At 52.0% G+C, this 14,919-nt stretch carries 11 protein-coding genes and 1 tRNA gene; 3 read left to right on the forward strand and 9 right to left on the reverse strand.

Annotated elements, in window-relative coordinates; genetic code table 11:
* Positions 1-54: 54 nt before the first annotated feature.
* The 9 genes from BUB30_RS02495 to BUB30_RS02535 all read right to left on the reverse strand — a co-directional run bounded on the left by BUB30_RS02495 (position 55) and on the right by BUB30_RS02535 (position 9,764).
* Positions 55-918, reverse strand: coding sequence for a sigma-70 family RNA polymerase sigma factor (locus BUB30_RS02495; protein WP_073130761.1), 864 nt, complete (start codon positions 916-918; stop codon positions 55-57).
* A gap of 76 nt (positions 919-994) precedes the next feature.
* Positions 995-3,139 carry a polyribonucleotide nucleotidyltransferase gene (pnp, locus tag BUB30_RS02500; protein WP_073130763.1) on the reverse strand — a complete coding sequence of 715 codons (2,145 nt, stop codon included), beginning with the start codon at positions 3,137-3,139 and terminating at the stop codon, positions 995-997.
* Between the two features lie 178 nt (positions 3,140-3,317).
* Positions 3,318-3,593, reverse strand: a complete 276-nt coding sequence (rpsO, locus tag BUB30_RS02505; protein ID WP_073130765.1) for a 30S ribosomal protein S15 — start codon at positions 3,591-3,593, stop codon at positions 3,318-3,320.
* A gap of 95 nt (positions 3,594-3,688) precedes the next feature.
* Positions 3,689-5,422, reverse strand: a complete 1,734-nt coding sequence (locus tag BUB30_RS02510) for an LptF/LptG family permease (protein ID WP_073130767.1) — start codon at positions 5,420-5,422, stop codon at positions 3,689-3,691.
* A gap of 88 nt (positions 5,423-5,510) precedes the next feature.
* Positions 5,511-5,912, reverse strand: coding sequence for an START-like domain-containing protein (locus BUB30_RS02515; RefSeq protein WP_073134672.1), 402 nt, complete (start codon positions 5,910-5,912; stop codon positions 5,511-5,513).
* A gap of 281 nt (positions 5,913-6,193) precedes the next feature.
* The gene (locus BUB30_RS02520; RefSeq protein WP_073130769.1) at positions 6,194-6,709 is read right to left on the reverse strand and encodes a hypothetical protein; all 516 of its coding nucleotides are present in this window, start codon (positions 6,707-6,709) and stop codon (positions 6,194-6,196) included.
* A gap of 11 nt (positions 6,710-6,720) precedes the next feature.
* Positions 6,721-8,205 (reverse strand): zinc metalloprotease, encoded by a 1,485-nt coding sequence (locus BUB30_RS02525; protein ID WP_073130771.1) that lies wholly within the window; start codon positions 8,203-8,205, stop codon positions 6,721-6,723.
* A gap of 970 nt (positions 8,206-9,175) precedes the next feature.
* Positions 9,176-9,249, reverse strand: a tRNA-Met gene (locus BUB30_RS02530).
* Positions 9,250-9,332: 83 nt separating this feature from the next.
* Positions 9,333-9,764 (reverse strand): methylglyoxal synthase, encoded by a 432-nt coding sequence (locus BUB30_RS02535; RefSeq protein ID WP_245804021.1) that lies wholly within the window; start codon positions 9,762-9,764, stop codon positions 9,333-9,335.
* Between the two features lie 82 nt (positions 9,765-9,846).
* On the opposite strand from BUB30_RS02535, the gene BUB30_RS02540 reads away from it, so the two are divergent.
* From BUB30_RS02540 to pfkA, 3 genes are read left to right on the forward strand one after another with little or no spacing between them, the layout of a single operon-like run.
* The gene (locus tag BUB30_RS02540) at positions 9,847-12,171 is read left to right on the forward strand and encodes a Tex family protein (RefSeq protein ID WP_073130775.1); all 2,325 of its coding nucleotides are present in this window, start codon (positions 9,847-9,849) and stop codon (positions 12,169-12,171) included.
* 48 nt (positions 12,172-12,219) lie between these two features.
* The gene (gene pgi / locus BUB30_RS02545) at positions 12,220-13,872 is read left to right on the forward strand and encodes a glucose-6-phosphate isomerase (RefSeq protein WP_073130777.1); all 1,653 of its coding nucleotides are present in this window, start codon (positions 12,220-12,222) and stop codon (positions 13,870-13,872) included.
* A 59-nt stretch (positions 13,873-13,931) separates the two neighbouring features.
* Entirely contained in the window at positions 13,932-14,915 is a 984-nt protein-coding gene (gene pfkA, locus BUB30_RS02550) for a 6-phosphofructokinase (protein WP_073130779.1), read from the forward strand.
* Positions 14,916-14,919: the final 4 nt, after the last annotated feature.

A 14,919-nucleotide genomic window follows, 5' to 3' on the forward strand; every position in this document is an offset into this window, starting at 1 on the left:
AAAATAAAAGGTCTCGGAATGCGAGACCCTTCAATATTCTAAAAACGTACTTTCTTAACCGAGGTAAGGCTTTAAAGCTTTACTTCTGCTGGTGTGGCGTAACCGTCTGATAGCCTTTTCTTTGATCTGACGAACGCGTTCGCGGGTCAAGTTGAACTTCTCCCCGATCTCTTCCAAGGTCATGGAGTGCTCGCCATTCAGTCCAAAGTATAAAGTGATCACATCGGCTTCGCGTTGGGTGAGGGTCGACAGGGCCCGTTGCACTTCGCGGCGCAGCGAGTCGTTCATCAGACCGGAGTCCGGTGTTTCTTCGCTGTCGTTTTCCAACACATCGAGCAGGCTGTTTTCTTCTCCTTGCACGAACGGTGCGTCCATGGACACGTGGCGTCCGGAGATCTTCATCGTATCCACTACCTCGGCCGTTGTCACATCCAGCACTTCGGCAAGCTCTTCCGGGGAAGGCTCGCGTTCATACTTTTGTTCCAATTCCGAAAACGTTTTGGAGATCTTGTTCAGCGAGCCTACACGGTTCAGCGGCAGGCGAACAATACGCGATTGTTCAGCCAACGCTTGAAGGATGGATTGACGGATCCACCATACGGCATAAGAGATGAATTTAAAACCGCGGGTCTCGTCGAAACGTTGTGCGGCTTTGATCAAACCTAAGTTTCCTTCGTTGATCAAATCGCCCAAGGAAAGTCCCTGGTTTTGATATTGCTTTGCCACCGACACCACAAAGCGGAGGTTGGCCTTCGTAAGTTTCTCTAATGCTATTTGATCACCTTCTTTGATACGCTTTGCTAACTCTACTTCCTCGTCCGGCGTAAGCAGGTCAACCTTGCCAATTTCCTGGAGGTATTTATCCAGTGACTGGCTTTCGCGGTTGGTAATTTGTTTACTGATCTTTAGCTGTCTCATTCTCTAAATATACAATTCGTTTGTTTAACAATATACTGTCAAAATATAGTTCCTGTCAATCCAGTTCTTAACGGATTTAGGCCGGAGTGGTTTCCGGACGCGGAGGTCTGGGCAACAGGACTTTTCTAGAGAGACGGTATTTGCCGGTTTTTTTGTCTACTTCGATCAGCTTTACTTTCACTTCTTCCCCTACTTCCAGGACGCCTTCCATGTTTTCGAGGCGTTCCCACTTGATTTCGGAGATGTGGAGCAGGCCGTCTTTGCCGGGCATAAACTCAACGAATGCGCCGAAAGGCATGATGGACTTCACTTTACCATCGTATACTTCGCCTACTTCGGGGATGGCCACGATGCCTTTGATGCGTCGCAGGGCCGCTTCCATCACGTCTTTATTGCTGGCAAACACGTTCACCACGCCTTTGTTGCCAACTTCTTCGATCACCACGGTTGCGCCGGTGGTGTTCTGGATGTCTTGTACCACTTTTCCGCCTGGGCCGATTACCGCGCCGATCATGTCTTTCTCGATGATCACGGTTTCGGCACGTGGTGTTTGAGGCTTCAGATCCGGTCTGGGTTGGCTGATGGTCTTCTTCATCTCGTTGAGGATGTGAAGTCTGCCTTCTTTTGCCTGGAGCAATGCTTCACGCATGGTCTCGTAGGTCAGGCCGTCCACTTTCAAGTCCATCTGGCAGGCGGTGATGCCTTTCTCCGTTCCGGTCACTTTAAAGTCCATGTCGCCCAGGTGATCTTCGTCACCGAGGATGTCGGAAAGGATGGCGTATTTGCCCGTAGCGGCGTCGGAGATCATACCCATGGCAATGCCGGATACGGAGCTCCTCACGGGAACACCGGCGTCCATAAGGGCCAGTGAGCCTGCGCATACGGTGGCCATCGAAGACGAGCCGTTGGACTCGAGGATATCGGAAACGATACGGATGGTATAGGGGTTCTTTTCTTCGGGGGGAAGCACTTGCTTCAGGGCACGGAACGCCAGGTTGCCGTGGCCCACTTCGCGACGTCCGGGGCCGCGGTTGGGTTTCACTTCGCCGGTAGAGAAGCCGGGGAAGTTGTAGTGCAGAATGAACTTGCTGGAGCCTTCGATCATGGCGCCGTCGATCATCTGCTCGTCCAGTTTGGTACCGAGCGTTACGGTGGTCAGCGACTGGGTCTCACCACGGGTGAAAACAGCCGAGCCGTGCGGTGAGGGCAAGTAGTCCACTTCGCTCCATATCTCTCTGATTTCCTTGGTCTTACGGCCATCCAAACGAACTCCTTCGTTAAGAACGAGGTCGCGGGCGGCTTTCTTTTGGATCTCTTTATAATATTGCTTTACCAGCAATTTGTTGACGGTCGTGTCTTCGGGAAGGGCGTCCAGGTATTCGTCCAGGATGCTGGAGAAGGCTTCGGAGCGCTCACTCTTGTTGGCGATAAGTTTGCGGGCTGCGGCGTAAGCCTTGTCGTACATGAGTTTCCACAATTCCTGGCGCAGGTTCTCGTCGCTGTCTTCGTGGCTATAGGTACGCTTCACGGTCTTGCCTACGGCTTCGGTCAGTTCGATCTGCAGACGGCACTGATCCTTGATGGCTTCGTGTGCCACCTTCAGCGCTTCGAGCATATCGTCTTCGCTTACTTCTTTCATTTCGCCTTCTACCATCAGGATGTTCTCGATCGATGCACCCACCATCAGGTCGATGTCGGCGATCTTCTTTTGTTCCATGGTGGGGTTAACAACGAATTTGCCTTCCACGCGGGCTACCCGTACTTCGGAGATGGGGCCCTGGAAAGGGATATCGGAAACCGACAGAGCAGCCGAAGCGGCAAAGGCAGCAAGAGCATCAGGCAAAGCATTTTCATCGCCGGAAAGGAGATACAGCATCACCTGGGTGTCGGCATGGTAGTCGCTGGGGAACAGCGGGCGGATGCAACGGTCAACCAGGCGGCTGATGAGTACTTCGTAGTCGGAAAGTTTGCTTTCGCGTTTCAGGAAGCCGCCGGGGATTTTACCGGTAGAGGCGAACTTCTCTTGGTAATCAACCGAAAGGGGAAGAAAATCGGTGCCTTCTTTGGCTTCCTGGGCGGATACCACGGTGGCGAGCAACATGGTGTTGCCCATTTTGAGCACGACCGAACCGTCGGCCTGGCGTGCAAGTTTACCGGTTTCAATTGTTATTTCGCGTCCATCGGGCAGCTTGCATGTTTTGGTGATTGCAGTAGGTTTCATGTGTTGTTTTTTTTACGTCTGACAGCGACAACACCTGAAACAGCCTTGCGACCGGCCTTGTTGTCAGGTTCGCACGGCTATTTCAGGATGCGTCAATGTGGTCCGGAGACGGACTTAACTTATTTTAAATGCAAAAAGGGAACCTTTGGTTGGGTTCCCTTTGGGGAATGTCTTGTAATTACTTTCTCAGATCAAGATCTGCCAGCACTGCGCGGTATCTCTCGATGTTCGTATTTTGGAGGTAATTCAGGAGCTTCTTGCGCTTACCTACCAGTTTCATGAGGCCTTGCTGGGTGGAAAAGTCTTTCTTGTTTTCCTTTAAGTGGGCCGTGAGGTGGTTGATTCTATGCGTAAAGAGGGCAATCTGTGATTCGGCAGAACCAGTTTCTTCTTTTTTCTTCGCAAAGCCGTGTTTCGCGAACAGGTCTTGTTTAATTGCTGTAGTCAGATACATTTCAAAAAATGTTTTTTTTCCTTTATTTCAGGGGGCAAAGGTAAGCCAAAACGGCCCAATTTTGCAACATTTTGTTGAAATATTCGACTTCTCCCCTACGCCTGCTGCGCACGCAGTTGCCGCTTTCGGGCAAACCATCGCTTCAGCTTGTCGATAGCAACTAGATAGAAATCAGCCTCAAACAACCGGGCATCCGCCCGGGCTTGCCGCAGAAACAGGGCTCCCACCACCAGCAGCACGAAATCCGACAGCCAAACCCCCACGGCGACGCTCACCGTCCCCTGCTTGGCCAGCTTCTCGCCTTGCATGCTCAGCACATAGAAAACGATGAAGAAGAAGATCGACACCAGGAACGGCACCCCCAGCCCCCCACGCTTGATGATGGCCCCCAGAGGTGCCCCAATGAGGAACATGGCAATGCAGGCAAACGAGCTCGAGGGGATCTTATTCCACTGTATATCAAATTCTTTCAGGTCTTTTTCATAGTTCTCTACGCTGGCATTGGCGTTCATGATCTGGCTCTTTACCTGGCGCGCCATGTTGGTGGCTCCCTGGATCACGTCACGGCCGATGGGCATGTTGAACACGCTGTCGATGCGGGCCAGTGAAGCCGAATCAAAATTAACGGCGACCTTCCTCGCGGTCCGTACCGGTCCGTGGGGCGGGGTCTTCTCGCCTAATTTTTTCTTGCGCGCCGAAAGCAGCAGTCTTCGTTTCTCATTCTTGATCTTCATGCGCTCCGCCCGCTCTTTTTCGGCATTCAATGAATCGCTGCCGGTCTTTTTCTTCACGGTGTCGCCGGGTGTTGTGGCCACCGGGCTGATCTTGTTCATGTACGGGATGCGGTTGATGGAATCGCGGTAGATTTTATAGGCCTGTATTTCCGGGGGCATCGTCAGGGAATCGTGCCGTTGGTAGAAGGTGAAAAAGGCCTGTTTGTTTTGGTAGTAATTCAGCTGCTGGTTCAGCACTTCAACATTGATGGAGTCGATGTCCGACGACAGCTCCGACATGTTGCGCATGATGCGGTTGCCCTGGAACCACTTTTTGTCGGTGGACTGGAGGGCGAACGATGAAAGGTCGAACACTACTTGTGATTTAGCGAACTTGCTGCGGCTCAGGGCTTGTGGGTTGGCATTGCGTTGGCCTGTCATTTCGCGCTCGTTGCTGGTGCCTTCCGTATAGCGGTAGCCGTTGAACAACTCGAACTTCAAGTAGCGTTCGCCCAGGATGGTGTACATGCGGCCGCTGTCGGCGATCATCACCTCTTTGTTGCCGTCGTTCTTCCGGTGATCATAGACAATCACTTCCTTGAGCGCCTTGTCGTCTTTGGGAAACTTGTGGTTTACCTTGATGCTGATGTTGTCGATGCCATGATAGAACACACCCTCGCGCAACTCGAGTGCCGGCTTCTTTTGTTTGATATCATAGAGCAGGCTGTAGGCTTCCAAGGCTGCCTTGGGCACGAGGTTGTTATTGATATAGAAAGCCAGGACCGTGAGCAACAGCACAAAGAAAAAGATCGGTCGCAACGCCCGCACCAGGGAAATCCCGGCGCTCTTGATGGCCGACAATTCAAAATGTTCCCCCAGGTTTCCAAACGCGATGAGCGACGACAGCAGCACGGCCAACGGCATGGCGGTGGGGACGGTGAACACGGCGAAGTAGAAAAACAACTGTCCCAGCACCAGGCCGTCGAGGCCCTTGCCAATGATGTCGTCGAAATATTTCAGCATGTTGATGTTCAGCAGAATAAAAACGACAACGAGGAAGGTAATGAGGAACGGTCCCAGGAAGGCATCTAACACGAGTTTGTCTATCTTTTTCATGGGTACGGCTTGTGCGCGAAACAAGGGTCAAAAATAAGGCCAACCTTTTAACCCATCATTATAAAATAAAAAAAATTACACCCCTCCTTCAACCGCCCACGGTTTTCCGGAGGGTTTCCACCAACCCATGCCAGAGGTCGTTCAGCTCTTTCTGGTCGTCGAAGTCGGAGTAGTCGAAGATCTTGATGTAAACGGATTGGGTGAGGTCGTTGAATTCGAGGCGCAACTCGAAGTAGGAAGGATCTTTTTCGTCGTCTTTGTTCTCGGGGAGAAATTCGAAGCGGGCGAAGTGGTTGGTGCGAAAGGCAGCGAGCTTGGCTTTGTGCGCTTCGTTGTCCCAGAAGAAAGTAAAGGACTTGTCTTCGTTGTTGATGGTGACATCGTCGGCAAACCATTCCGACAAACCGCTTGCCGTTTGAATGTAGGGATACAGCATCTTGATCGAGGCGTGGATTTCGTAATCCGCCGTGAACAACTTTTTATTGGACATGCTGAGGGTCGCCATTGTAATTCTTTCGTGCGATTGAATTTAGGCCAATTTATTTAGTATGGCAAACGCAATTTTGGGGTGTATAAGGGGCTATTGACGCAAAAGGCCTGTCGTGAGGGGCGAAATGGGTATTAAAAAAAACGGCTCCCTGTTTCGAGAGCCGTCTTCCCTGGGGCCGTTGAACCGCCGGCAGTTCGTGACGGATATGAACCCAACCCGTGAGCAACGGGACCTGAATGCGTAAAGAAGACGAGCGACTTGGTTTGGCGCCTTGCCTTTCCTTAATTTTTGATCTTCTTGAGCGACTCTTGAACAACCGCTTTCACATCGGGGCGAAGCTCCCGCTTTTCGGCTTTCTCCAACGCTGCACGTGCATCTTTACCACCAATTGCCGAAAGGGCGGTGGCCGCACGCGTCTGATAGAGGGCCAGATAGTTTTGCATATAGGTGTTCACGTAGTCATCTTCGGAGCCAGCGGTTTTGTCTTGGGGATGAGACTTTTGATATTCAACCATTTCGCGATACACATCGCGAAGGTGCGACTCGTATGTTTCGCGGCGCGCGGACGAAGGTCCGTCGGCGAGAATAGCATCCAGGCTTCCCACGACCTGGTTGCCATGACGCACCAGCGTATCGAGTTCACCGGCGTTGCACTCTTCGCATTCCATCCAATTCATAATGGCTACGCGGATGTTGTCGGCTTGCTGGGGCGACAGTTTGACGGTGGCCTTTTCGGTCGTGCAAAACGTTAGCCCGGTCAGAAGCATAAACATGAGAAAATAAAGTGTTGATTTCATACGTACGGGGATTAACGAGGTGTAACGTCAAAACTAAGCGCAGGGCATGTGATAGATGTTGTGCCATCGGCGCAGGTTCGTGTGCCGCCGGTTCGCGTGCCATTGGCGTTCAGGCGCGAACCCGGGTTGAGGTTTATCCGGAAGGCCTGGCCGATCGTGATGCTGTTTCGTCCTGTGCCTCCCGTGATCATGAGGTTGGTGGTGGGGATACCCGAAACGCTGTTGGAATGTCCCAGTGAGAAGGCATGCCCGATCTCATGCGCCGTCGATTCGTTGTCGGCCGAGGTGCCAATAAAGCTGATGTTCTGATTGGCGTTGCAGTTGAAGCCGCGGTTGCTGCCGGCTAGTATGCCGTTGGCGTAGTACACATTGAGGCGGTTCGCGGTGAAAAATGTGCTGCCTGTCAGGTTTGTGATCTCCGTGCCGGAACAGCCGAATCCGGTCGTGATCAGGGCGGTTGCCTGGGTGTTGGCCGATACGTCTGTGAAGGTGGGGTTAAAAATTACGCCCGAGTTCATCACGTTGTACAACTGGTTTGCCCGGTTGATGTCGTTTTGCGCGCGCGTCAGGCCACCGGGTTGGGCGATCCAAACGGACACGGGTGCGACAATGATGGGCTGCAGCGGGGCATGATGTACATCACCCGCGGCATTGGTCCAGGTCGTTACATTTTCGTGGAACTCCATTGCATTGTCGTCCGAAAAGATCGACACCTCGCTTTGGCAAGGCGCGTTCGTAAGGAGGTTTCCGACGCCCACGATGTCGCTGCCGCGAAACACGGCATCGTCAAGACACGTGGAGCTGGCGTCGCGGGCGTCCACCAGCACGATGGCATTGTCGTTTGAAACGTTGGCGTCAATGTCAATCTTGTCGTTCGTTCCCAATGGAGGGTACCAACGGCACCGCCAGGTAATGGTGTAAAGCGCCCGGAATTGGTTCACGCGATAGTCGCCGCTATATTGATCGACTTGTATTTCGATAGACACTTCGGGTGCATCGCCTGTCTTGCCGTCAGCTTTATCGCCCTGCATGGCCGACATCTTTTCGAGCGCGCCTTTGTCAAGCTCCAGTTGCAGCGACAGCACAGCGGGCCGTTTGCCAGTATCCTTTGGAAAGCCCCGGATCATGGATTCGCCCTTCGATAGACGCAGCATGTTCTCTTTTTTTTCCACGCCCTTCATTTCCAACTTCTCCATGATGTCGCCCGGCACATTGGCGGCGTTCAGCAGAACATTTACCGGAAGTTCACCCAATACATTTATCCGCCAGTCGATGGGAGGTCCCGGGCAACCCGGACAGCAATCCACCACTTCGCATCCCACCGGTATTTTGATCGGCGGAATCTCGACGGGTATTAATTCAACAACCGGATAGCACCATCGAAGATAGTAGTCCAACGTTGGTTTTGGCTTGAGTTGAGCATATCCCGACAGCGGGATCAACAGGAGCAGGCTGCAGAGCAACCGACGACAGCAGGTGGAGATGAGAGGGGTCATGTTTTTTAAATTTTGTTAACACATTCGGAAAAATCTCGAGCGAAGACTGCCCCTATATTTTTAGAACTGTAAGCATCGTACCCCGCAAGGGATACACTCTTTTGGTACACTTGAATATAGTGGGCAGATTTCGTCGATATACATGGGCGCCTGGGGGCGGCACGCTTTGCAAAGTTCTGTTGATGGCTCTGGTGATCCGGAAGATCAAGCCTGCTAAAGGGTTCTGTAAGAATATTTTGCAATAACTTTCCATAAGTCTCTGAAGTTGGTTTAGACATATGGAAAAAGCCCATCGATTTCACCATCTCACTTTTATTAAGTGAGCATGATGAGCAGATGGGCTCTCTCATTTCATGAATGAATATAGAGATTCAGCCTGATTTTAGCAAGATAAGAAATTGGGGAGCGACCGATTCGGCGGGTGGGGTTATGGGGTTACGTTTTAAACTCAAACACATTTAAGGCCACATTCGCTAGTGGACACGGTTTGAGTTTGCATAAGGTTATGTGCGATTCTGGAGTTTGAAATGGAGGATTCAAAGGAATTCCAGGATAATTAAAGCATCACGGGACGTTCTGGAACAAAAAGACTGAAATTGCTTGAAATTTCGCCCTTTTTACGCTTTCAGGGAGATCTTCTGCTTTTGCAGCGCGGGTGAGATTTGAACCCCGTGCGCCTGGGCGGATATGAATCCTGTGCTCACCTAGATAATATCATAAAAAAAGCCCGCCGTTTCGTGCGAGCTTTCTATCGTAGCGCGGGTGAGATTTGAACCCCCGTCCGCCTAGGCGGATATGAAATCCTGTGCTCTACCTAGATAATATCATAAAAAAAGCCCGCCGTCTTGCGAGCTTCTATTGTAGCGCGGTGGAGATTTGAACCCCCGTCCGCCTAGGCGGATATGAATCCTGTGCTCTACCTAGATAATATCATAAAAAAAGCCCGCCGTTTCGTGCGAGCTTTCTGTCGTAGCGCGGGGGAGATTTGAACCCCCGACCTCAGGGTTATGAATCCTGTGCTCTAACCAACTGAGCTACCGCGCCATATTTTCTTTATTCCCAAAATTTGGGAGCGCAAACTTACAAGTTGTATTCAATTTTCCCAACTAAGATGCGAAATTCTGTGGCTAGAGCTTCCGGTTTTGGTAGTCGGTGAAATCGGGGCGGGTGCGCTCGTAGTCGCCAAAAAGCAAGGGTGAGGCGAAGAGGAAGTCGGCGGTGGAGCGGTTGCAGGCGACGGGGATGTTCCAGACCACGGCGAGTCTGAGCAGGGCTTTAATGTCCTGATCGTGAGGCAATGGCTCGAGGGGATCCCAAAAAAAGATTAACATGTCGATGCGGCCTTCGGCGATGAGCGCGCCGATCTGTTGGTCGCCACCGAGCGGCCCGCTTTGGAGGGAAGTGACCTCCAGGCCAACGTCTGATTTTAGTAATTTTCCAGTTGTGCCTGTGGCAAACACCTTGCACTTTTGCATGCTTGCTTTGTTCAATTGCGCCCATTCCACGAGTTCCCGCTTCCGGTTATCGTGCGCGATCAGGGCGACGGTTTTCGTACTCATATCTATTTTAAACTTCATTCTAAAAATACGGTATTGCAGGTTCTAAACCTTATTCTATTTTTGCCACCCTGTCATTAAAATTATGGACCAAGAAAATATCGCCCGTTGGGTAGAACAAATTGCCAAGGAGTTCTCCCTGCAAATCAAAACTGTGAAAGCCGTTGCCACGCTGCTGCAGGAAGGATCGACCATCCCATTCATTGCCCGCTACCGGAAGGAAATGACCGATAGTATGGATGAAGTGATGATCGCCAACATCCGCGACCGCCTGGAGCAACTCGATGAACTCGACAAACGCCGTGAAGCGATCATCAGCTCGATCGAGAAACAAGGTAAACTCACCGTTGAGTTGATGCAGTCCATTGTAGCGGCCGAGACATTGGCCGAGCTCGAAGACATTTATTTGCCGTTCAAACCAAAACGAAAGACGCGTGCCAGTGTGGCCAAGGAAAAAGGCCTGGAACCGTTGGCACAAAAAATACTGGAACAAGAAAAGTTCGATCCGGAAGAATTTGCCAAGTCGTTCATTGATAGCGAAAAGGGTGTCGCCAATTTACAGGAAGCTTTAGAAGGCGCCCGCGACATCATTGCCGAATGGGTCAGTGAAAATCCCGACACGCGCAAACGTGTACGCGAATTGTTCTGGAGCGAAGGCACACTGGATGCTAAAGTGCTGAAAGGCAAAGAAGGAGAAGGCCAGAAATACAAGGATTACTTTGAGTGGAAAGAACCCATCGCGCAAACGCCATCGCACCGGCTACTGGCCATGCGCCGCGGCGAGAAAGAAGGCATCCTCGCCCTCGACATTTTTCCTCCCGAAGAAATGGCTATCGGCTCCATCGAGCGTCAATTTGTGAAGAGCGACAATGCTGCCGGCGAACAAATGAAACTGGCCATTAAGGACAGCTATAAACGCCTGCTTCGCCCGTCGCTGGAAACAGAGATCCGCATGGAATCAAAGATGAAAGCCGACGAAGAAGCCATCAAAGTTTTTGCCGACAACCTGAAAGAGCTTTTGCTGGCCGCCCCACTGGGTCAGAAAAACGTGCTGGCCCTCGACCCGGGTTTCCGCACAGGCTGTAAAGTCGTGTGCCTGGACCGGCAAGGAAAACTTTTGCATCACGATGTGATCTACCCGCACGAACCTCAACGCGAAACGGCAAGAAGCGCAGCCCTCATCAAATCGCTCTGCGACAAATATGAGATCGAAGCCGTGTCTATCGGCAACGGTACGGCCGGACGGGAAACGGAAGCGTTTGTGAAAGCCATCGGGCTTAACAACAAGATTGTCATTGTGATGGTCAACGAAAGCGGAGCCTCCGTGTATTCGGCTTCGGATGTGGCCCGCGAAGAATTCCCCGACAAAGATGTGACCGTTCGCGGCGCAGTATCTATCGGACGGCGTCTAATGGACCCGTTGGCGGAATTGGTAAAGATCGACGCCAAATCGATCGGCGTAGGCCAATACCAGCACGACGTGGATCAGACCAAACTGAAACACGGCCTGGACGACACGGTGATGAGTTGCGTGAACTCGGTCGGCGTGGAAGTGAACACCGCCAGCAAGGAGCTCCTCTCCTACGTGTCGGGTTTGAGCCCTGCATTGGCTAAGAACATCGTGGAATATCGCAACCAGAACGGGCCGTTCAAAGACCGCGAGTCGTTGATGAAAGTGGCTCGCTTGGGCGAGAAGGCCTATGAACAAGCGGCTGGTTTCTTACGCATCCAGCAAGCCGAAAACCCCCTCGACGCCAGCTCTGTACACCCCGAACGCTATGCCCTGGTGCAGCAAATGGCCACCGACCTGGGCTGTGGTGTGAAAGACCTCATGACCAGCGCCGCCCTGCGCAAACAACTGGACCTCCAGAAGTACGTGTCGGAAAAAGTGGGGCTCCCCACCCTGAACGACATTATAAAAGAGCTTGAAAAGCCCGGACGCGACCCGCGGAAGGAATTTGAGGTATTCAGCTTTACCGACGGCGTCAACTCCATTGGCGACCTGAAACTGGGCATGCGCCTGCCGGGCATTGTCACGAACGTGACCGCCTTTGGCGCCTTTGTCGACGTGGGCGTTCACCAGGACGGCCTGGTTCACATCAGCCACCTGGCCGACAAGTTTGTGAAAGACCCCAAAGAGGTGGTCACGGTACAGCAAAAGGTGATGGTGACGGTAGTGGAAGTGGATGTGCCCCGCAAGCGTGTCGGGTTGTCCATGAAGAGCGATCCGTTCGGCCAACCTGAACCGACTCCCAAGGCCGCGTCGCCGAAAGGCAATGCGCCGAAAGGAAAGAAATCGGGTCCTGGCCCCGACCGCGGCGGCAACGGCGGATCCCGTCCAAAAGAAAAGGAGAAAGAGTTGAGCATGGAAGAAAAGCTGGCCATGCTGGTGAGCAAGTTCAAGAAGTAAGCTCAAAAATCCTTTTAACTTCGCATACTTTTAAGAAAACCCTAGCCTATGCTACCCAAACATAACCCGACCACCACCGAAGCCTGGCAAAAACTGGAGATCCAGTTCATGACCCTGCAAGCGTCGCACATGCGCGAACTGTTTGCAGAAGACCCACACCGGTTCGAGACCCTTCACGCCCGCTTTGAGGACATCCTGGTGGATTATTCGAAGAACCTCGTCATCGACGAGACCCTGAAAGATCTCATCGCCCTGGCCGATGAAGTGGAGCTGAAAGACGCCATCAACGCCATGTTTCGCGGCGAAAAGATCAATCAGACCGAAGGCCGCTCGGTTTTACACACCGCGCTGCGCAACCGTTCCAATAGCCCGATCGTGGTGGATGGCGAAGATGTGATGCCGGAAGTGAACCGCGTGTTGAAGCAAATGAAGACGTTCTCCGGCAAAGTCCTGGACGGTTCCTGGAAAGGCTATTCCGGAAAAGCCATCACGGACATTGTGAACATCGGCATCGGCGGATCGGATCTGGGCCCGTATATGGTGACGGAAGCGTTGCGTCCGTATTGGAAAAATATCACGCCGCATTTCGTATCCAACGTAGACGGTACACACATCGCGGAAACGGTAAAAAAATTAAATCCAGAAACCACCCTTTTCATCATCGCTTCCAAAACCTTTACCACCCAGGAAACCATGACCAATGCCGAATCGGCGCGCGGTTGGTTCCTTGAAAAGACCGGAGGTAAAGGCGAGGTGGCCAAGCATTTTGTGGCCGTGTCCACCAATGAAAAAGAGGTGACCAAGTTTGGTATTGCACCCGAGAACATGTTCGTGTTCTGGGATTGGGTTGGTGGCCGCTATTCTTTGTGGTCGTCGATCGGGTTGTCTATTATCTGTACGATCGGTTTTGAGAACTTCGAGCAGCTTTTGGATGGCGCGCACGCCATGGACAATCACTTTAAGGACGAACCTTTCGACAAGAATATTCCTGTGATCCTGGCGCTGTTGGGCATCTGGCACAACAATTTCTTTGGGGCGGCATCGGAAGCCATCCTCCCCTACGATCAATACCTGCACCGGTTTGCCGCTTATTTTCAACAAGGCAATATGGAGAGCAACGGCAAGTCAACCGACCGCGAAGGCAAGCCGGTTACCTATCAGACCGGTCCCATCATTTGGGGCGAGCCTGGGACAAACGGGCAACACGCTTTCTACCAGCTTATTCACCAAGGTACGAAGGTCATTCCCTGTGACTTTATTGCTCCGGCCATCAGCCACAACCCGATTGGCGATCACCACGACAAACTGTTGTCGAACTTCTTTGCGCAGACCGAGGCGCTCATGAAAGGAAAGACCCTCGAAGAGGTGCAGGCCGAATTGGCCGCCAATGGCATGAGTAAGGACGAAATCGCTCTGCACGCACCATTCCGCGTGTTTGAAGGTAATCGTCCAACCAATTCCATCCTGTTCCGGGAGCTTACGCCACGGACGCTGGGAAGCCTGATCGCCATGTACGAGCACAAGATCTTTACCCAGGGTGTGATCTGGAATGTGTTCAGCTTCGATCAGTGGGGCGTGGAGCTGGGTAAGGTGCTGGCCAAGAAGATCCTCCCTGAACTCACCTCGAAAGAAGAAATCACTTCGCACGACTCTTCTACGAATGGCCTAATTAACGAATTCAAACGATTGAAGTCTGTTTGAGTAAATTCTTGATTGCAAACTAAACTATGTCCATTATTTTTGTTGGATTTTGAATCTGAATGGAGAATAAAATTTCGAAAATTGGAGTGTTCACATCAGGTGGCGATGCTCCTGGGATGAATGCAGCCATCCGTGCCGTCGTTAGGGCATGCACGTATTATGACAAGACCAGTCTCGGCATCATGCGGGGCTATGAGGGGATGATCGAGGGTGATGTGATCAAATTGGATGCCCGCTCGGTGGGTAATATTCTTCAACGCGGGGGCACGGTCCTGAAATCGGCCCGCAGCAAGGAGTTCAGAACTCCGGAAGGCAGAAAGAAAGCATACGACAATATCAAAAAGCAAGGTATAGACGCGTTGATCGCCATTGGTGGTGACGGTACGTTTACGGGGCTTCACAAGTTCTACGAAGAATTCGGGGTGCCCTCGATCTGTATCCCGGGCACGATCGATAACGACCTTGCCGGCACCGACTATACCATCGGCTATGACACGGCTACCAACACGGCGGTAGAGGCCATCGACCGGATCCGCGATACGGCCCTCTCCCACAACCGATTGTTCTTTATCGAAGTGATGGGTCGTCACTCCGGCTACATCGCCATCAACAGCGGTATTGCCGGGGGTGCAGCGGCGGTGATCATCCCCGAAGAAGAAACTTCGTTTGACGACCTTTGGGAACTTCTGGAAGAGGGTGGTAAAACGAATAAAAAATCAAATCTGGTTGTTGTAGCAGAGGGCTCGAAAATCGGAGACGCCCATGCTTTGGCAAAACTGGTAAAAGAACGTTCGTCGTATTTTGATATAAAGGTCACTGTGCTGGGACACCTTCAGCGCGGCGGTGCACCTACTTACTTCGACCGCGTGCTGGCGTCTCACATGGGCGTGGGCGCAGTAGAAGGCCTGCTCCAAGGCAAGAGCGATGTGATGGTGGGCGTACGCGACCGGAAGATCGTTTACAACAAATTTGACGATATCATGTCGAAGATCCACGAGATCGACGCTGAGTCGCTTCGCATTGCTAAAATTCTTTCTATATAATTCA

The sequence above is a fragment of the Chryseolinea serpens genome, assembly GCF_900129725.1.
Classification (GTDB): domain Bacteria; phylum Bacteroidota; class Bacteroidia; order Cytophagales; family Cyclobacteriaceae; genus Chryseolinea; species Chryseolinea serpens.